We start from the raw sequence: 20,825 nt of genomic DNA, 5'->3' as shown, positions 1-20,825 counted from the left end.
GCGTCGGTTCAGTGCTCGGCTGAGGAGGGCTCAGCCGACGTGACCAGTTCGGTCAGCACGCCGTGACAGTCCTTGGGGTGCAGGAACGTGATCCTGGACCCCATGGAGCCGCGCCGGGGCTCGTCGTACAGGACGCGGACGCCCTTGTCGCGGACGGCTGCGGCGTCGCCGTCCACGTCGGCGGTGCCGAAGGCGATGTGGTGGACGCCCTCCCCGTTCTTCGCGAGCCACTTCGCGACGGTGGAGTCCTCGCGGGTGGGCTCGAGGAGCTGGAGGTAGGAGGCGCCGCCGTCGGACGTCTCGTTGATCTTGAGCATGGCCTCGCGCACCCCCTGCTCCTCGTTGACCTCGGTGTGGAAGACCTCGAAGCCGTACGTCGAGCGGTAGAACTCGACCGTCTTGTCGAGGTCGAAGCAGGCGATACCGATGTGGTCGATTCTGGTGAGCATGCGAACAGTGCAGCGCTCCACCGGCCGGTTACGCAACGTGCGCGCCGTCACACCGACCGGCCGGTGACCGGGGCTGGCACCGCTCAGTACATTGGCGGTAAACCCTCGTTCACTCCGCAGCCCTCCCGGCTGAAAGGGGATCGTCCTCATGTCTGGAACGACCGGTACCACCTCCGTGATCGTCGCGGGTGCCCGTACACCCATGGGCCGCCTGCTCGGCTCCCTCAAGTCCTTCTCCGGCGCGGACCTCGGCGGCTTCGCCATCAAGGCCGCCCTCGACCGGGCGGGCATCGGCGGCGACCAGGTGCAGTACGTGATCATGGGCCAGGTCCTCACGGGAGGCGCCGGGCAGATCCCCGCCCGCCAGGCCGCCGTCAAGGCGGGCATCCCGATGAGCGTCCCGGCGCTGACCGTCAACAAGGTCTGCCTCTCCGGCCTCGACGCCATCGCGCTCGCGGACCAGCTGATCCGCGCCGGCGAGTTCGACGTGATCGTCGCCGGTGGCCAGGAGTCCATGACCAACGCCCCGCACCTGCTGCCCAAGTCCCGCGAGGGCTACAAGTACGGTGCGATCGAGATGCTCGACTCGATGGCGCACGACGGGCTCACCGACCCGTTCGAGCACATCGCCATGGGCTACTCCACCGAGCGGCACAACACCCGCCTCGGCATCGGCCGCGCCGAGCAGGACGAGGTGTCCGCCCTGTCGCACCAGCGCGCGGCGGCCGCTCAGAAGAACGGCCTGTTCGAGGCCGAGATCACCCCGATCGAGATCCCGCAGCGCAAGGGCGACCCGGTGATCTGCGCCAAGGACGAGGGCATCCGCCCCGACACGACCGTCGAGACGCTCGCCAAGCTCCGCCCGGCGTTCGACAAGGACGGCACGATCACCGCCGGTTCGTCCTCGCAGATCTCCGACGGCGCCGCGGCCGTCGTCGTGATGAGCAAGGCCAAGGCGGAGGAGCTCGGCCTGGAGTGGATCGCCGAGATCGGCGCCCACGGCAATGTCGCGGGCCCGGACAACAGCCTCCAGTCCCAGCCGTCCAACGCGATCCTGCACGCCCTGAAGAAGGAGGGCCTCGGCGTCGAGGACCTCGACCTGATCGAGATCAACGAGGCGTTCGGCGCCGTCGCCGTGCAGTCCATGAAGGATCTGGGCGTGTCCCCTGAAAAGGTGAACGTCAACGGTGGCGCGATCGCGCTGGGCCACCCCATCGGCATGTCCGGCGCCCGTATCGTGCTGCACCTGGCGCTGGAGCTCAAGCGGCGCGGCGGCGGCATCGGCGCGGCGGGCCTGTGCGGCGGCGGCGGCCAGGGCGACGCGCTGATCGTCCGTGTCCCGAGCGCTTCGGCGAAGTAAGGAGCTCTGTACGTGATGGTGGACGTCCCCGCACTGGTCGCCCAGGCACGGGAGGGCCGGCCGCGTGCCGTGGCCCGGCTGATCTCGCTCGTGGAGGGGGCGTCCCCGCAGCTCCGTGAGGTGATGGCGGCCCTGGCCCCGCTCTCGGGCGGCGCGTACGTGGTGGGCCTGACGGGTTCGCCCGGCGTCGGCAAGTCCACGTCCACGTCGGCGCTGGTCTCCGCGTACCGCAGGGCCGGCAAGCGGGTCGGCGTGCTGGCGGTCGACCCGTCGTCGCCGTTCTCCGGCGGCGCCCTGCTGGGCGACCGGGTCCGGATGTCCGAGCACGCCTCCGACCCGGGCGTCTACATCCGCTCCATGGCCACCCGCGGCCATCTGGGCGGTCTGGCGTGGGCGGCGCCGCAGGCGATCCGGGTGCTGGACGCGGCCGGCTGCGACGTGGTGCTGGTGGAGACCGTCGGCGTGGGCCAGTCCGAGGTGGAGATCGCCTCGCAGGCCGACACGTCGGTGGTGCTGCTGGCGCCCGGCATGGGCGACGGCATCCAGGCGGCGAAGGCCGGCATCCTGGAGATCGGCGACGTGTACGTGGTGAACAAGGCGGACCGGGACGGCGCCGACGCGACGGCCCGCGAGCTGAACCACATGCTGGGCCTCGGCGAGTCCCGGGCGCCCGGCGACTGGCGGCCGCCGATCGTCAAGACGGTCGCCGCGCGCGGGGAGGGCGTCGACGAGGTCGTGGAGGCCCTGGAGAAGCACCGCGCCTGGATGGAGGAGCACGGCGTCCTCGCGGAGCGGCGCAGGGCCCGCGCCGCGCACGAGGTGGAGACCATCGCGGTCACCGCGCTGCGCGAGCGGATCGGCGACCTGAGCGGCGACCGGCGCCTGGGCACGCTGGCCGAGCGGATCGTGGCGGGCGAGCTCGACCCGTACGCGGCGGCCGACGAGCTGGTGGCGGGCCTGACGGGCCGCTGAGGGCTCCCTCGGGGGCGTACGGACCCGTACGCCGCCCGCACACGGCGAACGGCCCCGTCCCGGTCAGGGGCGGGGCCGTTCCCCGTCTGTCGTCACCTTGGCGGTGGAGGGCCGGTCGGCGTGACCCTCACCGGGGCAGTGGCCCCGCGGGGCAGCGCGGGGGCGTGGAGCGCCGGGTTACGGCTTGCCGCGCAGTCCGCGCAGGTGCTCCGCGATGGGCCCCAGGGAGGCGTGCAGCCCGCTGAGGGCCTCGGGGGAGAGCTGGTCGATGAAGTGCCTGCGCACCGACTCGACGTGGTGGGGTGCCACCTTGCGCATGGTCTCCATGCCCTGGTCGGTGAGCACGGCGTACAGGCCGCGCCGGTCCGACTCGCAGTTCTCGCGGCGGACGAGACCGGCGTTCTCCATGCGGGTGATCTGGTGGGAGAGCCGGCTCTTGGACTGGAGGGTGGCCGCGGCGAGGTCACTCATCCGCATCCGCCGGTCGGGGGACTCCGAGAGGTTCACGAGGATCTCGTAGTCGTTGTAGGTCAGTCCGAACGGCTGGAGGTCCTTCTCCATCTGGTACGTCAGGAGTCGGTTGACGTCCAGGTAGGTGCGCCAGGCGCACTGTTCGGCATCGGTCAGCCACGGGGTGGCCGTCTCGGTCTCCATATATGGATTCTACCTAAGATGTTGAAAATTGGACGAAGTGAAGTGACGCCGCTTCGCTTCCCCGTCCCCCGTCCTCGAACGCCTCCGCCCCCGCAAGGGCGCAGACGTTCGAGCGCGTCACACTCCGCAGACTACCGCTCACAGCCCGAAGCGACGCCTGAGGTCGCCCAGCTGGCCGGGAAGACCCGGTACCGCCCCCTGTGAGCCATGGCCGGAACCGTGCCCCGCGGGCGGCGCGCCGCCACCGGGGACGCCCGGCTCATGAGGAACGGTTCCCGTGCCCTGCTCCGGCATCAGCGCCTCCGACGACTGGAGCAGCACCGTACCGGCCCCGACGAACTCGAACTGGTGCTCCTCGCCCGACGCCCCGCCCATCCCGGTCAGCGCCCGCAGCCCGCCCAGCACGCCCTTCATGTACCCGTGGTCGTAGTGGTGGCACGGCGACGGGCAGTCCGCCCAGCCCACCAGCGCCTGCGGGTCCACCCGGATCGGCGGCTCCATGAACACCACCGGCCCGTTGGACGCCGCCACGAACTTCCCCGTACCGATCAGCGTCAGGAAACCCGGCACGATCGACTGCTTCAGCGACAGCGACGGCTCGAACGCCAGCAGGTTCCCGGCCCGGATCGTCAGATTGCCGTCCTCGAGGTCGTACGAGTTCACGTCGAACGCCCGGTCCGCGAGCAGCATCTTCCCGCTGCCCTCCGCGACCACCCAGTCCCCGGCGTGCATCGGCGAGTGGAAGCTCGTCCGCACCAGCCGGTCCAGCGGCCCGTGGCCCACGCCGTTGAAGGCGATGTCCCCGTAGTACGCGATCATCTTCCCCTTCTGGAGGAACCACCGGGAGCCCTTGAGGTCCACGCAGAAGGTGTACGGGTTGACGTTGTCGTCGCTCGGCAGGTTCGACGGGTCGAACACCGCGGTCGTGCTCACAGCTTCTCCTCCGACGCCTGGACGTACACCGCACCACTGCCGCTCAGCTCCAGCTGGAACGCCTCGCCCGAGCCGCGCCCCACCATGTCGCGCCAGCCCAGCGCCGTGGACAGCTTGTTCCGTACGTCGCCGTGGTGGGCGACGTACGCCTGCGGGTCCACATGGACCGGTCGGCCCGGGGCGATCGGCAGCTCGATCACCCCGCCGTGCGCCATGACGGCGACCGCCCCGTGCCCCTTGAGGGTCGTGGTGAACAGGCCCTGCCCGGTCACCTGGCCCCGCACCATGCCCATCACCCCGCCCTGGGAGCCCATGAACATCGTGCCCTGCTCCAGCGTCCCGTCGAACGCCAGCAGCCGGTCGGCCTCCACGTACAGCGTCTCCCCGGACAGGCGGATCACCTGGACGTGGTGGCCGCCGTGCCCGAACAGCACCGTGCCGCTGCCCTCGACGGTCATCAGCGGAGCCGCCTCGCCCGCCGCGCGCCGGCCGAGCATCGCCATGACGCCGCCCTGCCCGCCGGCCGTGTTCGGCGTGAATGTGACGTCGCCGGTGTACGCGAGCATCGCCCCGCGCTGGCTGAACATCCGCTGCCCCGGCGCGACCGTGGCCTCGACCATCTTGGAGTTGATCTCCCGGAACGGCATCAGACGTCGCCTCCCACCGTGTTGCGCTCGCTGGGCTGGACGTACACGAGCCCGTCGCCCTCGAAGCGGATCTGGAACGCCTCGCCGCCCCCCTCGCCCAGCAGCGTGCGGAACGTGACACCGGACTGGAAGGTCTGCCGCAGGTTCCCCTGGTGCGCCACGTACGCCCCCGGGTCCACCGCCAGCGGGAACCGCGGGGTCACCCGCAGCACCACCGCGGGCCCGTCGGACATGATCGCCACCTGCCCGGAGCCCTCGACGGTCGTCGTGAACAGGCCCGTGCCGGTCGCGCCGCCGCGCAGCCCGGTGAACGTCGTACCCGTGCGCAGGGAGCCGTCGGAGCACAGCAGGTTGCTCGCCTCGACGTTCAGCTTGTCGCCGTGCAGCGCCAGGAGCGTGATGTCGGAGGCCCGGTCGGCGAAGTAGCAGACGCCCTGCCCCCGCACCTCCATGACCTCCAGCTGCTCGCCGGTGAGCCGCCGGGTGACCATGCCGCGGAGGCCCTCGCCGCCGCCGCTCATCTTCTTGAAGGCCATGTCGCCCTCGTACGCGACCATCGAGCCGTTCTTCGCCCGGACCGCGTCCCCGCTCAGATCGACGGCGAGGACCTTGCTGCCTTGGAGTCGGAAGGTTGCCACGGCCCGACGGTAACCGCACGGGCGGCGCGGCGGACACCACCGGGGTCCTGTTCGGGCCCGCCACACCCCCCGCCCCCACCCCGATGGGTCGCCACACTCCGGCCCCCTGCCACAATGGGCGGGACGCTTGTGCGCCCATTCACAAGACCGCTCCCGACGCAGAGGTGCCTGTTCCCGTGGACATCAAGACCGCATCCGCCCTCCACCGCCTCCGGCTCGTCTCCGGCCCCGAGGCGGTCTCCTTCCTCGTGCTGCTCGTCTGCTCGGTCCTGAAGCGCACGACGGAGTTCAACGCCGTCCCCTTCATGGGCGCCGTCCACGGCTTCCTGTTCCTGCTGTACGTGGTCTTCTGGCTTGACGCCTGGAAGAACGCCAAGTGGGACGTGAGGACCGGCGCGCTGTACTTCGTCCTGTCCGTGGTGCCGTTCGGCGGCTTCTACGCCGACCGCAAGCTCAAGCGCGCCGCCGACGACGCGGTGATCGCCTCCCGCGCCCGCCGCGAGGGGACGGTGGACGCGTGATCGTCGCCTTCTCCGTGACGCCGCTGGGCGTGGGCGAGGACGTCGGCGAGTACGTCGCCGAGGCCGTCCGCGTCGTCCGCGAGTCGGGCCTGCCGAACCGTACGGACGCGATGTTCACGTCCGTGGAGGGCGAGTGGGACGAGGTCATGGACGTCGTCCGCCGCGCGGTCGCGGCCGTCGAGGCCCGCGCGCCGCGCGTCTCCCTGGTCCTGAAGGCGGACATCCGCCCGGGCGTGACCGACGGGCTGACCTCCAAGGTCGAGACGGTCGAACGCCACCTGGCCTGACGGCCCGCCCTGCCGCCTGCCTGCTCCTGTGCCCCGCCCGTGACGCTCACGGGCGGGGCACAGCGCTGTCCTCACCCGCAGCCGAGGGCCTTCCGGGCGGCCGTGTCGAACGCCTTGCTGAGGTCTTTACGGTACTGCCGCAGCCGCACGGCGGGACGGTGGTGGAGCGGGTCTCCGGCTCTCGTGGAGGGGACGGAGAAGGTCCGCCCGTGAACGCCTCGTCGCCCCGGTCGCGGGTGGTGTAGAGGTGCATCTCCAGGTCCGCGGAGCCGGGGAGGGCGGAGGTGTTGTCGAGCCAGCAGTCGAACGACGCCTCGTTCGCGCGGGGGCCGGGGCGGCCGTCGTCGGAGACCCGGCCCGTCCGGGAGAACGCCGTCTCGGCCGCCCGCGCGGACACCAGCCCGCCGCACAGCTCCTCGTCACCGAGCACGTTCGTGTTGTACGAGAGGTGCACCCAGGAGCCGATGAGCGCGAGCGACACCAGCGGCACCGCGATCTTCCACCGTCGTGCGTTTCCTGCCATGGCCGCCGCATCTCCCCCGAACACCGTTCCGAGCAGCTGGTGTCGCCGTGAGCGACAGCGCCCCAAGCTACCCAAGCCCGGATCCGGCCCGACCGGCGGGTGAGTTCGGGCGCGCTCCCGCACCGCACGCCCGCCGTGCCCGGCGCGCCCGGGGCCGCGGGCGGCTCCCCGCCCCCGGCGTCCCGGCGTCCCGGCGCCTGCGCGCCGACGCGCGGGGCCGTACGCCCGGTCGGAGGTCTTCGGCTCGACGGGCGGACTCCCGTCCCCTTTCGTGGGGGTAAGCGATCTCGCCCGACAGGCTGGAGGCACCCGTGCTGCCCGACAGCGACGGCACCCGCGGCGGCTACGACTACGACGCCTACAGCCGCCTCGCCGGCCCCCTGACGGACCCGGGTCCGGCGGCGTACACCGTCGAGTACCGCAGCCTGCTCGGACGCGAGCCGCGCCGAATACGCGCCGTCCTGCTCATGACCCTCGCCCCGGTGCTCTCCGCCGTCCTCCTCGCCTACCTCGTGTGGCCCAGCCACCGGACCCGCCGGGAGGGCGCCCCGGGGTGGCTGGTCGCGTGCGACACGGTGATGCTCGTCTCCATCGGGCTCATCTGCCTGTTCATGCTGGTCAACGTCGTGTCGATCGCCCACGCCACGCTCGTCGCCCGCGACCCCGTGCCCGTCCCGCCCGAACCGGGCACCCGCGTCGCCTTCCTCACGACGTACGTCCCCGGCAAGGAGCCCCTGTCCATGGTCCGCGCCACCCTGGAGGGCGCCGTCCGCGTCCGCCACCAGGGCGTCCTGGACGTGTGGCTGCTCGACGAGGGCGACGACGAGCGGGCCCGCGCCCTCTGCGCCGAGCTGGGCATACGCCACTTCACCCGCAGGGGCGTCCCCGAGTGGAACCGCCCGTCCGGCACCCACAAGGCGAGGACCAAGCACGGGAACTACAACGCCTGGCTCGCCCTGCACGGCGGCGCGTACGACTACTTCGCGTCCGTCGACACCGACCACGTACCGCTGCCGAACTTCCTGGAGCGGATGCTCGGCTACTTCCGCGACCCCGACGTCGCGTTCGTCGTGGGCCCGCAGGTGTACGGCAACTACGACTCCGCCGTCACCAAGGCCGCCGAGTCCCAGCAGTTCCTGTTCCACGCCCTCATCCAGCGCGCCGGGAACCGCTACCGCGCCCCCATGTTCGTCGGCACCAACAACGTCGTACGGATCAGCGCCCTCCTCCAGGCCGGCGGACTCTACGACTCCGTCACCGAGGACATGGCCACCGGCTTCGAGCTGCACCGCCGCCGGAACCCCGTCACAGGACGGCACTGGCGCTCCGTCTACACCCCCGACGTGCTGGCCGTCGGCGAGGGCCCCGCCTCCTGGACCGACTTCTTCACCCAGCAGATCCGCTGGTCACGCGGTACGTACGAGACGCTGCTCAAGCAGTTCTGGAAGGCGCCGTTCAGCCTGCCGCCCGGGCGGCTCCTCAACTACACCCTCATGCTCGTCTACTACCCGATGACCGCCGTCAACTGGCTCCTCGGCGTCCTCAGCTGCGTCCTCCACCTCTGGTTCGGGGCGTCCGGCACGCAGGTGTCCACCTCCGTGTGGCTGATGCTCTACAGCGACGCCGCCGCCCTCCAGATCGGCCTCTACCTGTGGAACCGGCGCCACAACGTCTCCCCGCACGAGCCCGAGGGCTCCGGCGGCGTCGCCGGGATGGCCATGTCCGCCCTCTCCGCGCCCGTCTACCTCAGGTCGCTGACCTCCGCCGTCCTGCGCACCAGCGGCCGGTTCGTCGTCACCCCCAAGGGCGGCCGGGCCAGCCCGGACCGGCTGCTGACCTTCCGTGTCCACCTCGGCTGGGCCGCCGTCCTCGCGGCCTCGCTCCTCGCGTCCGTCCACTTCGGCCACACCCACGCCGCCATGCGCACCTGGGCCGTCCTCGCCCTCGCCGTCAGCATCGCGCCCGTCGCCGTCTGGGCCTGGTCCGCCGCCCGGGAGCGCCGCGCCGCCACCGGCCGCGCCACGGCCGCCCTGCCCGCGGCCGAGCACGGCGAGGACCCCGAGGCGGCCCTCGCCACCACCCCGGGAGGGAACTGACCCATGGCCTACCAGCCCTCCAGGAAGTTCAAGAGGACCCTGCTCGGCGGCGGCGCCGTCATCGTCCTCGCCGGTCTTAACGCGCCCGCCGCGATCTCCTTCGCCGAGGAGAAGTACCACGCCTACAAGATCTCCCAGCCCGGTTACAAGGCGAAGTACGGCTCCTGGGCGGAGGTCCACGTCCCCGGCGACCACCGGCTCAACGCCATCCACGCCGCCCTCCTGCGCAGCGGCAAGGTCCTCCTCATCGCCGGGTCCGGCAACAACCAGAAGTTCTTCGACGCCGGGACCTTCAAGACGATCCTGTGGGACCCGGCCGCCAACACCTTCCAGGCCGTCAACACCCCCGAGGACTTCTTCTGCGCGGGCCACAGCCAGCTCCCCGACGGCCGCCTCCTCGTCGCGGGCGGCACCGCCCGGTACGAGGTCCTCGACGGCGAGGTCAAGCGCGCGGGCGGCACCATGCGCGTGAAGAACGAGAGCCCCGACAAGGCCGTCACCCTCAAGAAGGGCACCGTCTTCCGCTCGCCCAGGGGCGTCGAGTACGTCTCCACACAGGACGTCACCGTCCCCGAGGCGAAACGCGAGTTCAAGGTCACGTACTCCGAGACCGGGCAGATGAAGCCCTGGGAGACCAAGGTCACCGCCGCCGAGGCCCGCGTCTTCGTCGAGGCGCGCGAGGAGGGCCCCAAGGGGCTCACCACCCAGGCCGCCCAGTACGAGATCCTCGGCCTGAAGGGCGACGACGCACGCAACGTCTACGGCGTCGCCCAGAAGCTCACCACCGCCAAGCAGGACTTCCAGGGCATCAAGTCGGCCTACGAGTTCGACCCCGTCGCCGAGCGGTACGTGCCGGTCGCCCCGATGAAGGAGGCCCGCTGGTACCCCACCCTCGTCACCCTCCAGGACGGCAAGGTCCTCGCCGTGTCCGGCCTCAACGACGTGGGCGACGTCGTCCCCGGCGACAACGAGATCTACGACCCGAAGACCAAGAAGTGGACCAAGGGCCCCTTCCGCTACTTCCCCACCTACCCGGCCCTCTTCCTCACGCAGGGCGGCAAGCTCTTCTACACGGGCTCCAACGCCGGCTACGGCCCCGCCGACAAGGGCCGCGTCCCCGGCCTGTGGGACCTGAGGCGGAACGTCTTCCAGGAGATCCGCGGCATCGCCGACCCCGACCAGCTGGAGACGTCCGCCTCCCTCATCCTCCCGCCCGTCCAGGAGCAGAGGCTGATGGTCCTCGGCGGCGGCGGGGTCGGCGAGTCCGCCCTCGCCACACCCCGCACGGCCGTCATCGACCTCAAGGAGCAGAGCCCCGTCTTCCGCCCCGGGCCCTCCCTCCCGCAGGGCACCCGCTACCTCAGCAGCGTCCTGCTGCCCGACGACACGGTCTTCACCTCCGGCGGCTCCCGCGACTACCGCGGCCGCGGCGCCAGCGACATCCTCAAGGCCCAGTTCTACGACCCCCGCACCAACAGCTTCCGCCCCGCCGCCGACCCGACCGTCGGCCGCAACTACCACTCCGAGGCGCTGCTGCTGCCCGACGGCCGCGTCGCCACCTTCGGCTCCGACCCGCTGTTCGCCGACAAGGACAACACCAAGATCGGTACGTTCGAGCAGCGCGTCGAGGTGTTCACCCCGCCCTACCTCCAGGGCGACGCCGCCCGCGAACGCCCCGTACTCGGCGACGGGCCGAGCGAACTGGACCGGAACGGCCGCGCCACCTTCGAGACGAAGGACGCCCCCCACGTCACCAGGGCCCGCCTGATGCGCCCCAGCGCCGTCACCCACACGACGGACGTGGAACAGCGGTCCGTCGAACTGGGCCTCACCCGCACCGAGGACTCCATCACCGTCGAGGCCCCCCTCGACCCGACCCTGGTCCCGCCCGGCTGGTACATGCTCTTCGCCCTCGACGCCGAAGGCCGCCCGTCCGTCGCCAAATGGATCCAGGTCAAACCCCTGGAGCCGCAGGGGAGCTAGACGACGCCCCGCGCGCCAGCCCCAAGGCGTACTCCGGCCACCAGGTGCCTGCCGCGGGGCCGCCGCGGCAGGTGCCGTCCGACTCGCCCGGCCGCTTCACCCACAGGTACGCGTCCACCAGCCCGTCCCCGGTGCGCAGCGTCGGCGGGATGCCGAGCGCCCGGCCCGGCGGGTTGCACCACGCCTCCTCGCCGCCGCCCGGCAGCGGCCCCGCCCCGTTGCGGCTCGTGTCCACGACGAACCGGACCCCGCCCAGCAGCCCCGACAGCTCCCGCCCGAACGCCCGCACCACCTCGTCCGTCTGGAAGTTCGCCACGTTCAGCGCGAAGCCGTCCGCCCGCCCGATCCCCGCCCGCCGCAGCGGCTCCACCAGCTTTCCCGGGTCCTTCAGCCACGCCGGGTTCCCCGCGTCCAGGTACACCTTCGTGCGCGGCTGCCGTTTCAGCCGGTCCACCGCCTCCGACAGCAGCCGGTACCGCTCCTGCGCGTACGTCCCCGCCGTGCACCCGTCCACCAGGTGCGGCACCGCGTCCGGCTCCAGCACGACGACCGCCCGCGCGTCCCCGACGGCGCCCGCGAACGCGTCCAGCCAGCGCCGGTAGGCGTCCCCGTCCGCCGCGCCGCCCGCCGAGTACCGGCCGCAGTCGCGGTGCGGGACGTTGTACGCCACCAGCACGACCGTGCGGTCCTCGCCCGCCGCGCCGCGCACCGCCCTCGCCACGTCCGGCACCGGGTCCTCCCCGGACGGCCAGATCGCGGCGGGCCGCTCGGAGATCCTCCGCAGCAGCTTCGCGTCCTCGGCGCGCCCGGCCGCCTCGTACTCCTCCACCTGCCGTGCCGCCGCGCTGTCCGGGTCCACCCAGAACGGCGACCCCGAGGAGGGCGCGGCGGCCTCGCCCCGCCGGACGGCCCCGGACGACGGCTCACCAGCGCCTCCAGGGCCCTCGGACCGCCCGGACGAGCAGCCGGAGGCGAGCAGGAAGGCGATGAGCGCCCACGTGAGCAGGGCGCGGGACGACGGTCGGTTGCCGGACATCACAATCCCTCGGAGCGCTGCGGGCAGACCCGGCCATCGTGACACGGCGGTCACGGAGAGTGGCGACGCGACACCGGCCGTCACCCCCGCCGCCCGGGGGCGGCCGTACGGCGACCGAAGCGTGAGACCCGGCTGACCGCCATGTGGCCGGTCGGTAAGGTCATGGCGTGCCGAAGCCGCTCAGTCTCCCCTTCGACCCCATCGCCCGCGCCGACGAGCTCTGGCGGCAGCGCTGGGGCCCCGTCCCCTCGATGGCCGCGATCACCTCGATCATGCGCGCCCACCAGATCCTGCTGGCCGAGGTGGACGCGGTCGTCAAGCCGTACGGGCTGACGTTCGCGCGGTACGAGGCGCTGGTGCTGCTCACCTTCTCCAAGGCCGGGGAGCTGCCCATGTCGAAGATCGGCGAGCGGCTGATGGTCCACCCCACGTCGGTGACGAACACCGTGGACCGGCTGGTGCGCTCCGGGCTCGTGGACAAGCGCCCGAACCCGAACGACGGGCGCGGCACCCTCGCCTCCATCACGGACAAGGGCCGCGAGGTGGTCGAGGCCGCCACGGCGGACCTGATGGCCATGGACTTCGGGCTCGGCGCGTACGACGCCGAGGAGTGCGCCGAGATCTTCGCGATGCTCCGGCCGCTGCGGGTGGCGGCGGGGGACTTCGAGGAGAAGTAGGCCCGGCGGAGGAGGCCGGGGGTGCGCGAAGATCGCCCGGATCGGGTCGTTACGCTCGATGCCATGAAATCCAGCGTGCTGACCCGCTACCGGGTGATGGCCTACGTCACCGCCGTCATGCTGCTCGTGCTCTCCACCTGCATGATCTTCAAGTACGGGTTCGACATGGGCGAGGACGTGACCTTCGTGGTGTCCCAGACCCACGGCGTCCTCTACATCATCTACCTGATCTTCGCCTTCGACCTGGGCTCCAAGGCCCGCTGGCCGTTCGGCAAGCTGCTGTGGATCCTGCTGTCCGGCACGATCCCCTTCGCCGCGTTCTTCGTCGAGCGCAAGGTCGTCGCCGAGGTGAAGCCGCTGATCAGCGGCGCCGCGCCGACCCCCGCCCAGGCCTGAGAAGCGCCCCGGCCGCCGGGTGTGACGCCGCGCCCGGCGGTCGGCCATCGACATTTACTTGGACGTCCTAGTAAATTCGAAGGTATGGACGCTGACGCCATCGAGGAAGGCCGCCGACGCTGGCAGGCCCGTTATGACGCCGCCAAGAAGCGCGACGCCGACTTCACCACGCTCTCCGGCGACCCCGTGGAGCCCGTCTACGGGCCGCGGCCCGGCGACACGTACGACGGTTTCGAGCGGATCGGCTGGCCCGGTGAGTACCCCTTCACCCGCGGCCTGTACCCGACCGGCTACCGCGGCCGCACCTGGACCATCCGCCAGTTCGCGGGCTTCGGCAACGCCGAGCAGACCAACGAGCGGTACAAGATGATCCTGGCGGCGGGAGGCGGCGGCCTCTCGGTCGCCTTCGACATGCCGACGCTCATGGGCCGCGACTCCGACGACCCGCGCTCGCTGGGCGAGGTCGGCCACTGCGGTGTCGCCATCGACTCCGCCGCCGACATGGAGGTCCTCTTCAAGGACATCCCGCTCGGCGACGTGACCACCTCGATGACCATCAGCGGCCCCGCCGTCCCGGTCTTCTGCATGTACATCGTCGCCGCCGAGCGCCAGGGCGTGGACCCGGCCGTCCTGAACGGCACGCTCCAGACGGACATCTTCAAGGAGTACATCGCCCAGAAGGAGTGGCTGTTCGAGCCGGAGCCCCATCTGCGCCTCATCGGCGACCTGATGGAGCACTGCGCCCGCGACATCCCCGCGTACAAGCCGCTCTCCGTCTCCGGCTACCACATCCGCGAGGCCGGTTCGACGGCCGCGCAGGAGCTGGCGTACACCCTCGCCGACGGCTTCGGCTACGTCGAGCTGGGCCTGTCGCGCGGCCTGGACGTGGACGTCTTCGCGCCCGGCCTCTCCTTCTTCTTCGACGCGCACGTCGACTTCTTCGAGGAGATCGCCAAGTTCCGCGCCGCCCGCCGCATCTGGGCCCGCTGGATGAAGGAGGTCTACGGCGCCAGGACCGACAAGGCGCAGTGGCTCCGCTTCCACACCCAGACCGCCGGCGTGTCGCTGACCGCCCAGCAGCCGTACAACAACGTCGTGCGCACGGCCGTCGAGGCGCTCGCCGCGGTGCTCGGCGGCACCAACTCGCTCCACACCAACGCCCTGGACGAGACCCTCGCCCTCCCCTCCGAGCAGGCCGCCGAGATCGCCCTGCGCACCCAGCAGGTGCTGATGGAGGAGACCGGCGTCGCCAACGTCGCGGACCCGCTGGGCGGCTCCTGGTACGTGGAGCAGCTCACCGACCGCATCGAGGCCGACGCCGAGAAGATCTTCGACCAGATCAAGGAGCGGGGACTGCGCGCCCACCCGGACGGGCAGCACCCCATCGGCCCGATCACCTCCGGCATCCTGCGCGGCATCGAGGACGGCTGGTTCACCGGCGAGATCGCCGAGTCCGCCTTCCGCTACCAGCAGTCCCTGGAGAAGGGCGACAAGCGGGTCGTCGGCGTCAACTGCCACACCGGCTCCGTCACCGGCGACCTGGAGATCCTGCGGGTCAGCCACGAGGTGGAGCGCGAGCAGGTGCGCATCCTCGCCGACCGCAAGGCCCGCCGCGACGACGCCAGGGTGCGCGGCGCGCTCGACGCGATGCTGGCCGCCGCCCGCGACGGCTCCAACATGATCGGGCCGATGCTCGACGCCGTACGGGCCGAGGCCACCCTCGGGGAGATCTGCGACGCCCTGCGCGACGAGTGGGGCACGTACACCGAGCCCGCCGGGTTCTGACCGGGCGGGGGGGGAAACCCCTTCGCCCTCGACGGTCTCGGCGTGCATGCTGGAGCGCGTGCACGCCGAGATCCGAGAGGCCACCGCCGCCGACTGGCCGGCCATCTGGCCCTTCTTCCACAGAATCGTCGCCGCGGGCGACACCTTCACCTACCCGCAGGACCTGGACGCCGACGAGGCGCGCGGCTGGTGGCTGCTGGAGCCGCCGAACCGCACGGTCGTCGCCGTGGACGCGGACGGCACGGTCGTCGGCACCGCCAAGATGAACCGCAACCAGGGCGGCAACGGAGGGCACATCGCCAGCGCCAGCTACATGGTCGACCCGGCACACGGCGGACGCGGCATCGGCCGGGCCCTCGTGGAGTACAGCCTCCGGTGGGCCAAGGAGGCCGGGTACCGGGGCATGCAGTTCAACGCGGTCGTCCAGACCAACACCCACGCGGCACGGCTCTACGAGGACCTGGGCTTCCGGATCGTCGGCACCGTCCCGGACGCCTTCCACCACCCGGTCGAGGGGTACACGGGCCTGCACGTGATGTACCGGCCGCTCTGACCGCTCCGGTCCACCGCTCCCGTTCCCTGCGTGCGGCTCCGACGTGGGCCCGTACCGCCCACCGGCCCGTAACGCCCCTGGCCCGTACCGCCGCTCGGGCCTACCGACCCCGGACCGCTCCGGTCAGCCGCGGGCGGCCGCGCCGAGGCCGCCCAGCAGCAGCGCCGTGAACCGCTGGACCCACTCGCCGTCCACGGGCCGGCCGCTGACCAGGGCCCGGTGCACCACGGCGCCCGCGATCACGTCGAAGATCAGGTCGTCGGCCGCACCCGCGGCGCCCGCGCGGCCGTTCGCCGGTACGGGCAGTTCACCGCGGGCCTGCGCGCGCGCCCTTCCCTCCAGGACCAGCCGCTTCTGCCGCTCCACGATGGAGGTGCGGATGCGTTCGCGCAGCGGCTCGTCGCGGGTGGACTCCGCGACGACGGCCATCAGCGCCGTCTTGGCCTCGGGCCGTTCGAGGAGCGCGGCGAACTGGTGGACCACGCCCTCGATGTCGGCCGCGAGACTGCCCCGGTCGGGCAGCTCCAGCTCGTCGAAGAGGACGGCGACGGCGTCCACGACCAGCTCGTTCTTACTGGCCCAGCGGCGGTACAGGGTCGTCTTGGCGACTCCGGCGCGGGTGGCGACGTCGCTCATCGACAGCTTGGACCAGCCCAGTTCGACCAGGGCGGCGCGGGTGGCCTCCAGGATCGCGGTGTCCGCTGCGGCGCTGCGCGGACGCCCGGGGCGCCCGGACCGTCCCGAGCCGCTGGGGGGAAGGGGGTGGCGGCGGCACATGACGGCGACCATACCGGCGAGTAGCCAAGGTGCCCCGGTGACGCGCGTGTGAGCCAGTTCACCCACCCCGCCGCCCCGGTGGCGCGGCGACGCAGTTACGCTACGACGCGTAGCGAAAGGCTTTGTGGAGCCCGCAGCGACAACCACAGGCACCGGGTGGGGACCCGGGGCCACCACGGCTTGTGCCATGTCTTACCGGTTACGTGCGCGGAAGGGGGAGGATGTACCCATGCAGCCTAGGAACATGTCCATGAGCGGCGTCGTCGACCTCGCCGCGGTGAAGGCGGCCGGAGAGGCCAAGGCGAAGGCGGAGCAGGCGCGCGCGCAAGCGGCCCGGCAGGGCGGCACGGGTGCCGTGCCCCCGTCCGCGCTGGTGATCGAGGTCGACGAGGCCGGTTTCGAGCGCGACATCGTCCAGCGTTCCGCCGAGGTGCCGGTCGTCATCGACTTCTGGGCCGAGTGGTGTCAGCCGTGCAAGCAGCTCACGCCCCTGCTGGAGCGCCTGGTCACCGAGTACAACGGCCGTCTCGTACTGGCGAAGATCGACGTCGACGCCAACCAGATGCTGGCACAGCAGTTCGGGGTCCAGGGCATCCCGGCGGTGTACGCGGTGGTGGCCGGGCAGGCCCTGCCGCTCTTCCAGGGCGCGGCGCCCGAGCCGCAGGTCCGCGAGACGCTGGACCAGCTCGTCCAGGTCGCCGAGCAGCGGTTCGGCCTGACGGGCCTGGCCGTGGACGCCGAAGGGGAGGCCCCGGCGGAGGCCGCGGCGGTGCCCGCGGGTCCGTACGACGCGCTGCTGGAGGCGGCGGTGCGGGCGCTGGACTCCAACGACATCCCGGGGGCCATCCAGGCCTACAAGAACGTGCTGGTGGACGACCCGGACAACCCGGAGGCCAAGCTGGGCCTCGCCCAGGCCGAACTGCTCGGCCGGGTCCAGGGGGTGGACCCGCAGCAGGTCCGCAAGAACGCCGCCGACGACCCCAAGGACGTGCCGGCCCAGCTGGCCGCCGCCGACCTGGACCTGGTGGGCGGCCACGTCGAGGACGCCTTCGGGCGGCTGGTGGACACGGTGCGCCGCACGGCCGGGGACGACCGGAACGCCGCGCGGGTGCGGCTGCTGGAGCTGTTCGAGGTCATCGGTTCGGACGACCCGCGCGTGATCAAAGCACGCGGGGACCTGGCGCGCGTCCTGTTCTGATCCGCCGCCGGGTCGCGGCTTCGCGGCTGATCTGCGGCTGATCCACTTCTGATCGGCTGCCGGTCCGCTCGCGACCGGCCTCCGGGCCACGGGCCCCGGCCCGCCCGGCCAGATCCCGGGTCGGCGGTCTCGCCGATTTGGCGACAGGACGACAAACGAGGCGTCACGCGGCCGCGTTTTGCCAAATCTTGGCAAACGCGGCCGCTGTTACTTCCAGTAAGTCAACGCCGCTCTTATGTCCGGCTATCTGCGTCGAAATCCCCTTCTGTCGAACCGGCCGGTAGCACCGTGAGTGCCCGCGCGACGGCACGCCGTCGCACTCGGTTTCACGAGCCGTTACCAGCGGGTAACGAACCCCCTTGTGCCCCGCGCCCGAATGCACCACGATCGGCCACGCTCGGTCCGACACCGCACCAGCCCGGCAACCAGCCGCGCCGCGGGTCGGGTCCCCACCGAGTGGCCGGGGCTCCGCGCCGGCCGTGGACAGGGGGGTTCCTGCTCATCCGGCAGGGCCTGTCCGATGGGCCGCCCGGACGCCTGCGCCGAGCGGCCGGTGGTTGTCGCTCGGGGGTGATCGCCGGTGATCCGGACGCGGCTCGCGCCCGACCGGTGGGCGTTCCCCTTCCCGAGGACGTAGCACTTCTCCCATCCCGGGACGGACCTCCGGGTCCGGCTCGGAGATGTACGTCCGAGAAGGAGGAATCTATGAAGTCCCAGGTTCGCGGTGGGACCAGATGGAAGCGGTTCGCCGTCGTCATGGTGCCCAGCGTGGCCGCGACGGCCGCGATAGGCGTCGGCATGGCCCAGGGAGCGCTTGCGGCGTCGTTCGCGGTGTCCGGCCAGGAGTTCAAGGTCACGGCCGGGCGTTTGGACGGCCAGGGCTTCGCCCAGTACGGCGGTCTCGACATGGGCTACGCCGACATCAAGGAAGGTGACAACGTCGTTCCGCGGCCCGTCGCCATCTCCACGTTCGAGAACGCCTGGATCACCGACATGTGCCAGTCGGTGGTCACCCCGGACGTCCCGGTCTTCGGCAAGATCACGCTGAAGCTCACGGCAGGCACCGGTGCGAAGAAGGAGGCCGAGAAGGTCTACGCGCACAACCTGTACCTCGACGTCACGGACCTCGACGCCGAAGCCGAGTTCACGAACATCGACATCGGCATGGCGGCGAAGGACACGGCCAAGGGCAAGCCGCACGGCAAGGGCCCGGCGATCAAGGACCGGATCAACCAGAACGGCTTTGCCCAGCAGGCGGAGAAGGCGACCCTCACCAACGTGAGGCAGAAGGCGTGGGCGACCACGGCCGGCACGTTCAAGCTGACCAAGCTGAGCATGCGCCTGCACAAGGGTGACGGTCCCGGCGTCGAGTGCTACTGACCGGTGATCCGGGCGGGCGGGCGCGGGGCCCGCGAGGCGACCGCGCCCGCCCGTCTCCCTCCTCACACAGCAACACCAGTTCCAGGGAGCTTCCATGAGCGCCGAGTCGCCGGAGCAGAACGAGCACTTCATCCGCGTCGTCAGGCGGCGGTTCCGCGACTGGCGGGGCACCCGGCCGTTCTGGGCGGGCCTGTTCACCCTGCTGGGCGGAATCCCGATCGCCTACTTCCCGTACGCCAGCCTCCACCTGGGCCAGATGACGCTTTCGATGGCGACGACGGCGGGCTCCGGGTCGCTGATCATCGGCGTCCTGCTGGTCACCCTCGGCCTGACCATGTGGTTCCAGCACGCCGTGCGCATCTTCGCCGGTGTCGCGGCCATCCTGCTCGCCCTCGTGTCCATCCCCTTGTCCAACTTCGGCGGGTTCGTCATCGGCTATCTGCTGGCCCTGATCGGCGGAGCGCTCTCCATCGCCTGGGCGCCCGGGCAGCCGGAGAGCGAACGGGCCGGGGAGCGGGCGCCGCTCGCGGACGGCCCCCCCGAGCCGCTGGAGCCGCTGGAGCCCGTGGACACGCCCGAGTACCACACCGAGACGACTGTTGACGCCAACGGCGGGAGGAACAGTGCGGGGTGACGGAACGCAGCCGACGGCGGCCGACGACGGGGCCGCGAGCGGGAGGAGAGGTCCGCGCCACGCGGCCCCCCGCAAGTCGCTGCTGAGCAAGCTTCAGGCCCCGGCGGGCAAGGCGCTGGCCCTGGCCGCGATGCCCACGGCCGTCCTCGTCGGCATGAGCCTCACGCCGCGCCCCGCGCTGGCGGACGACAAGGACATCCCCTTCGCGCCGGGCCCCTGCGTGACGCGGTCGGACGAACCGGCCGGGTCACAGGAGCCCGAGCCGGGCCAGTCGCCCTCGCCTTCGGCGTCCGCCTCGCCCACGGCCTCGCCGACGCCGTCCCCGGGCGGCGGCACCGGCGGCGGTACGGAGACGAGGGCACCGGGCGAGAAGCCCTCGGCGGGCGCGACGACCGAACCGGCGAAGGAGCCGGTCAAGGACCCGCTGACGGGCACGTCCCCGTCCGCGAGCCCGGGCCCCACGGCGACCGCGACGCGCGACCCCCTCGACCCGCTGGGAGTGGGGGATGCCGTCAAGGACTTCTTCGGCGGCCTGACCGGCAGGCAGCAGCCCGCCGAGGCCCCCGCATCGACCCCTCCGGCCCCGGCGCCCACCGCGACGGCGACGGCGAAACCGACGGCGGACCCGGCCGACGCGGACGCCGACGCGCCGGTGAAGGCACCCTCACCGACGGCCCGGCCCTCCGGCAAGGCGGTGGACGACACCGAGAAGGCCATCAAGGACGCCGCCGAGCGGGTCGGCGCCGAGGTCGAGGAACTGCCCGAGGACGTCAAGGGCCTGGACCCCAAGAAGGACGAGGACGTACCCGAAGGCGCCAAGCCGCGCTTCCCGTGCCCGACGCCCGACCCGGAGGCCCTCGCGGCCGCCGAGGTCGAGCCCGGCATCCCGCACGTGGCGGACGACCCGTGGCGGCTGGAGAGCACCATGCTCACGCTGCGCGGGCTGAAGTACCACGGCATCGTCGAGGTGCGGACCGGCAGCGGCACCCTCAAGAAGGCCCTGAAGTTCACCGCGTCCGAGGTGGACATCAAGGATTTGCACCAGATGACCGTCCACAGCGAGGGCCGTACGGGCCATGTCGCGTCCCGTCCGGGCTCCACGTCCACGATCCGGGGCGGCACGGTGACGATGTACACGGAGAAGCTGAAGGGCAATCTGTTCGGGCTGATACCGATCACGTTCAGCCCGGAGACGCCGCCTCCGCTGGACGTCCCGTACGCCTTCTTCACCAAGGTCGAGGTCGTCCAGGCGGCCCAGTTCGGCGGGACCCTGACCGTGCCGGGCCTCCACAACTACATCGAGGGCTGAGCCCGTCCACGGCCGCG

The 20,825-nt window shown here is 71.7% G+C and carries 22 protein-coding genes; 14 read left to right on the top strand and 8 right to left on the bottom strand.

Annotated features, from left to right (window positions below):
• Positions 1-8: 8 nt before the first annotated feature.
• Positions 9-449: a methylmalonyl-CoA epimerase gene (gene mce / locus J116_RS07650; RefSeq protein ID WP_023586507.1), complete on the bottom strand. Its 441-nt coding sequence runs from the start codon at positions 447-449 to the stop codon at positions 9-11.
• A 148-nt stretch (positions 450-597) separates the two neighbouring features.
• Here mce and J116_RS07645 point away from each other — a divergent pair, with 148 nt between their 5' ends.
• Both J116_RS07645 and meaB read left to right on the top strand, forming a co-directional pair.
• Positions 598-1,809, top strand: coding sequence for an acetyl-CoA C-acetyltransferase (locus J116_RS07645; protein ID WP_023586506.1), 1,212 nt, complete (start codon positions 598-600; stop codon positions 1,807-1,809).
• 15 nt (positions 1,810-1,824) lie between these two features.
• On the top strand, positions 1,825-2,781 hold the full coding sequence (gene meaB / locus J116_RS07640; RefSeq protein WP_023586505.1) for a methylmalonyl Co-A mutase-associated GTPase MeaB: 957 nt from the start codon (positions 1,825-1,827) through the stop codon (positions 2,779-2,781).
• A 177-nt stretch (positions 2,782-2,958) separates the two neighbouring features.
• On the opposite strand, the gene J116_RS07635 is transcribed toward meaB, so the two are convergent.
• From J116_RS07635 to J116_RS07620, 4 genes are all read right to left on the bottom strand, one after another.
• Positions 2,959-3,435, bottom strand: a complete 477-nt coding sequence (locus tag J116_RS07635) for a MarR family winged helix-turn-helix transcriptional regulator (protein WP_023586504.1) — start codon at positions 3,433-3,435, stop codon at positions 2,959-2,961.
• 138 nt (positions 3,436-3,573) lie between these two features.
• A complete protein-coding gene (locus J116_RS07630) occupies positions 3,574-4,368 on the bottom strand; it encodes an AIM24 family protein (protein ID WP_023586503.1) in 795 nt (264 codons plus the stop codon).
• Positions 4,365-5,015 carry an AIM24 family protein gene (locus J116_RS07625; protein WP_023586502.1) on the bottom strand — a complete coding sequence of 217 codons (651 nt, stop codon included), beginning with the start codon at positions 5,013-5,015 and terminating at the stop codon, positions 4,365-4,367. The genes J116_RS07630 and J116_RS07625 overlap by 4 nt, the downstream gene beginning before the upstream one ends.
• Positions 5,015-5,653 (bottom strand): AIM24 family protein, encoded by a 639-nt coding sequence (locus J116_RS07620; protein WP_028963799.1) that lies wholly within the window; start codon positions 5,651-5,653, stop codon positions 5,015-5,017. The genes J116_RS07625 and J116_RS07620 overlap by 1 nt, the downstream gene beginning before the upstream one ends.
• Positions 5,654-5,829: 176 nt before the next feature.
• Between J116_RS07620 and J116_RS07615 the strand changes: the two genes are divergently transcribed.
• Complete coding sequence (locus tag J116_RS07615) at positions 5,830-6,174, top strand: DUF3817 domain-containing protein (protein ID WP_023586500.1); 345 nt, start codon at positions 5,830-5,832, stop codon at positions 6,172-6,174.
• The gene (locus tag J116_RS07610; protein ID WP_023586499.1) at positions 6,171-6,461 is read left to right on the top strand and encodes an MTH1187 family thiamine-binding protein; all 291 of its coding nucleotides are present in this window, start codon (positions 6,171-6,173) and stop codon (positions 6,459-6,461) included. Before J116_RS07615 ends, J116_RS07610 begins: the two co-directional genes overlap by 4 nt.
• A 46-nt stretch (positions 6,462-6,507) precedes the next feature.
• On the opposite strand, the gene J116_RS07605 is transcribed toward J116_RS07610, so the two are convergent.
• Positions 6,508-6,984, bottom strand: coding sequence for a hypothetical protein (locus tag J116_RS07605; protein WP_139140470.1), 477 nt, complete (start codon positions 6,982-6,984; stop codon positions 6,508-6,510).
• Positions 6,985-7,295: 311 nt separating this feature from the next.
• Here J116_RS07605 and J116_RS07600 point away from each other — a divergent pair, with 311 nt between their 5' ends.
• Both J116_RS07600 and J116_RS07595 read left to right on the top strand, forming a co-directional pair.
• Positions 7,296-9,080, top strand: coding sequence for a glycosyltransferase family 2 protein (locus tag J116_RS07600; RefSeq protein ID WP_023586497.1), 1,785 nt, complete (start codon positions 7,296-7,298; stop codon positions 9,078-9,080).
• Positions 9,081-9,083: 3 nt separating this feature from the next.
• Positions 9,084-11,063: a radical copper oxidase GlxA gene (locus J116_RS07595; RefSeq protein WP_023586496.1), complete on the top strand. Its 1,980-nt coding sequence runs from the start codon at positions 9,084-9,086 to the stop codon at positions 11,061-11,063.
• Here J116_RS07595 and J116_RS07590 read toward each other — a convergent pair.
• Positions 11,035-12,099: a glycoside hydrolase family 6 protein gene (locus J116_RS07590; protein WP_023586495.1), complete on the bottom strand. Its 1,065-nt coding sequence runs from the start codon at positions 12,097-12,099 to the stop codon at positions 11,035-11,037. The genes J116_RS07595 and J116_RS07590 overlap by 29 nt on opposite strands.
• A gap of 167 nt (positions 12,100-12,266) precedes the next feature.
• Between J116_RS07590 and J116_RS07585 the strand changes: the two genes are divergently transcribed.
• From J116_RS07585 to J116_RS07570, 4 genes are all read left to right on the top strand, one after another.
• On the top strand, positions 12,267-12,776 hold the full coding sequence (locus tag J116_RS07585) for a MarR family winged helix-turn-helix transcriptional regulator (RefSeq protein ID WP_023586494.1): 510 nt from the start codon (positions 12,267-12,269) through the stop codon (positions 12,774-12,776).
• Between the two features lie 63 nt (positions 12,777-12,839).
• The gene (locus tag J116_RS07580) at positions 12,840-13,172 is read left to right on the top strand and encodes a DUF3817 domain-containing protein (protein ID WP_028963798.1); all 333 of its coding nucleotides are present in this window, start codon (positions 12,840-12,842) and stop codon (positions 13,170-13,172) included.
• 84 nt (positions 13,173-13,256) lie between these two features.
• On the top strand, positions 13,257-14,957 hold the full coding sequence (locus J116_RS07575) for an acyl-CoA mutase large subunit family protein (RefSeq protein ID WP_023586492.1): 1,701 nt from the start codon (positions 13,257-13,259) through the stop codon (positions 14,955-14,957).
• A 58-nt stretch (positions 14,958-15,015) separates the two neighbouring features.
• Positions 15,016-15,510 carry a GNAT family N-acetyltransferase gene (locus tag J116_RS07570; RefSeq protein WP_235617326.1) on the top strand — a complete coding sequence of 165 codons (495 nt, stop codon included), beginning with the start codon at positions 15,016-15,018 and terminating at the stop codon, positions 15,508-15,510.
• 123 nt (positions 15,511-15,633) lie between these two features.
• On the opposite strand, the gene J116_RS07565 is transcribed toward J116_RS07570, so the two are convergent.
• Positions 15,634-16,287 carry a TetR/AcrR family transcriptional regulator gene (locus J116_RS07565; protein ID WP_037947209.1) on the bottom strand — a complete coding sequence of 218 codons (654 nt, stop codon included), beginning with the start codon at positions 16,285-16,287 and terminating at the stop codon, positions 15,634-15,636.
• A 229-nt stretch (positions 16,288-16,516) separates the two neighbouring features.
• Here J116_RS07565 and J116_RS07560 point away from each other — a divergent pair, with 229 nt between their 5' ends.
• From J116_RS07560 to J116_RS07545, 4 genes are all read left to right on the top strand, one after another.
• The gene (locus J116_RS07560) at positions 16,517-17,485 is read left to right on the top strand and encodes a tetratricopeptide repeat protein (RefSeq protein WP_028963797.1); all 969 of its coding nucleotides are present in this window, start codon (positions 16,517-16,519) and stop codon (positions 17,483-17,485) included.
• 705 nt (positions 17,486-18,190) lie between these two features.
• On the top strand, positions 18,191-18,865 hold the full coding sequence (locus J116_RS07555) for a DUF6230 family protein (RefSeq protein ID WP_023586488.1): 675 nt from the start codon (positions 18,191-18,193) through the stop codon (positions 18,863-18,865).
• A 94-nt stretch (positions 18,866-18,959) separates the two neighbouring features.
• Positions 18,960-19,499 carry a DUF6114 domain-containing protein gene (locus J116_RS07550; protein WP_023586487.1) on the top strand — a complete coding sequence of 180 codons (540 nt, stop codon included), beginning with the start codon at positions 18,960-18,962 and terminating at the stop codon, positions 19,497-19,499.
• On the top strand, positions 19,489-20,808 hold the full coding sequence (locus J116_RS07545) for a hypothetical protein (RefSeq protein ID WP_023586486.1): 1,320 nt from the start codon (positions 19,489-19,491) through the stop codon (positions 20,806-20,808). Before J116_RS07550 ends, J116_RS07545 begins: the two co-directional genes overlap by 11 nt.
• Positions 20,809-20,825: the final 17 nt, after the last annotated feature.

The organism is Streptomyces thermolilacinus SPC6 (assembly GCF_000478605.2).
Classification (GTDB): Bacteria; Actinomycetota; Actinomycetes; order Streptomycetales; family Streptomycetaceae; genus Streptomyces; species Streptomyces thermolilacinus.
This window is presented reverse-complemented; position numbering and strand designations above follow the sequence as displayed.

Excerpts from the sequence above, each read along its gene's own strand:
- J116_RS07565 (WP_037947209.1), bottom strand. The coding sequence starts at position 16,287 with ATGTGCCGCCGCCACCCCCTTCCCCCCAGCGGCTCGGGACGGTCCGGG.
- J116_RS07625 (WP_023586502.1), bottom strand. The coding sequence starts at position 5,015 with ATGCCGTTCCGGGAGATCAACTCCAAGATGGTCGAGGCCACGGTCGCG.
- J116_RS07590 (WP_023586495.1), bottom strand. The coding sequence starts at position 12,099 with ATGTCCGGCAACCGACCGTCGTCCCGCGCCCTGCTCACGTGGGCGCTC.
- J116_RS07575 (WP_023586492.1), top strand. The coding sequence starts at position 13,257 with ATGGACGCTGACGCCATCGAGGAAGGCCGCCGACGCTGGCAGGCCCGT.
- J116_RS07595 (WP_023586496.1), top strand. The coding sequence starts at position 9,084 with ATGGCCTACCAGCCCTCCAGGAAGTTCAAGAGGACCCTGCTCGGCGGC.
- mce (WP_023586507.1), bottom strand. The coding sequence starts at position 449 with ATGCTCACCAGAATCGACCACATCGGTATCGCCTGCTTCGACCTCGAC.
- J116_RS07645 (WP_023586506.1), top strand. The coding sequence starts at position 598 with ATGTCTGGAACGACCGGTACCACCTCCGTGATCGTCGCGGGTGCCCGT.
- J116_RS07580 (WP_028963798.1), top strand. The coding sequence starts at position 12,840 with ATGAAATCCAGCGTGCTGACCCGCTACCGGGTGATGGCCTACGTCACC.
- J116_RS07550 (WP_023586487.1), top strand. The coding sequence starts at position 18,960 with ATGAGCGCCGAGTCGCCGGAGCAGAACGAGCACTTCATCCGCGTCGTC.
- meaB (WP_023586505.1), top strand. The coding sequence starts at position 1,825 with ATGGTGGACGTCCCCGCACTGGTCGCCCAGGCACGGGAGGGCCGGCCG.
- J116_RS07560 (WP_028963797.1), top strand. The coding sequence starts at position 16,517 with ATGCAGCCTAGGAACATGTCCATGAGCGGCGTCGTCGACCTCGCCGCG.
- J116_RS07605 (WP_139140470.1), bottom strand. The coding sequence starts at position 6,984 with ATGGCAGGAAACGCACGACGGTGGAAGATCGCGGTGCCGCTGGTGTCG.
- J116_RS07635 (WP_023586504.1), bottom strand. The coding sequence starts at position 3,435 with ATGGAGACCGAGACGGCCACCCCGTGGCTGACCGATGCCGAACAGTGC.
- J116_RS07555 (WP_023586488.1), top strand. The coding sequence starts at position 18,191 with ATGAAGTCCCAGGTTCGCGGTGGGACCAGATGGAAGCGGTTCGCCGTC.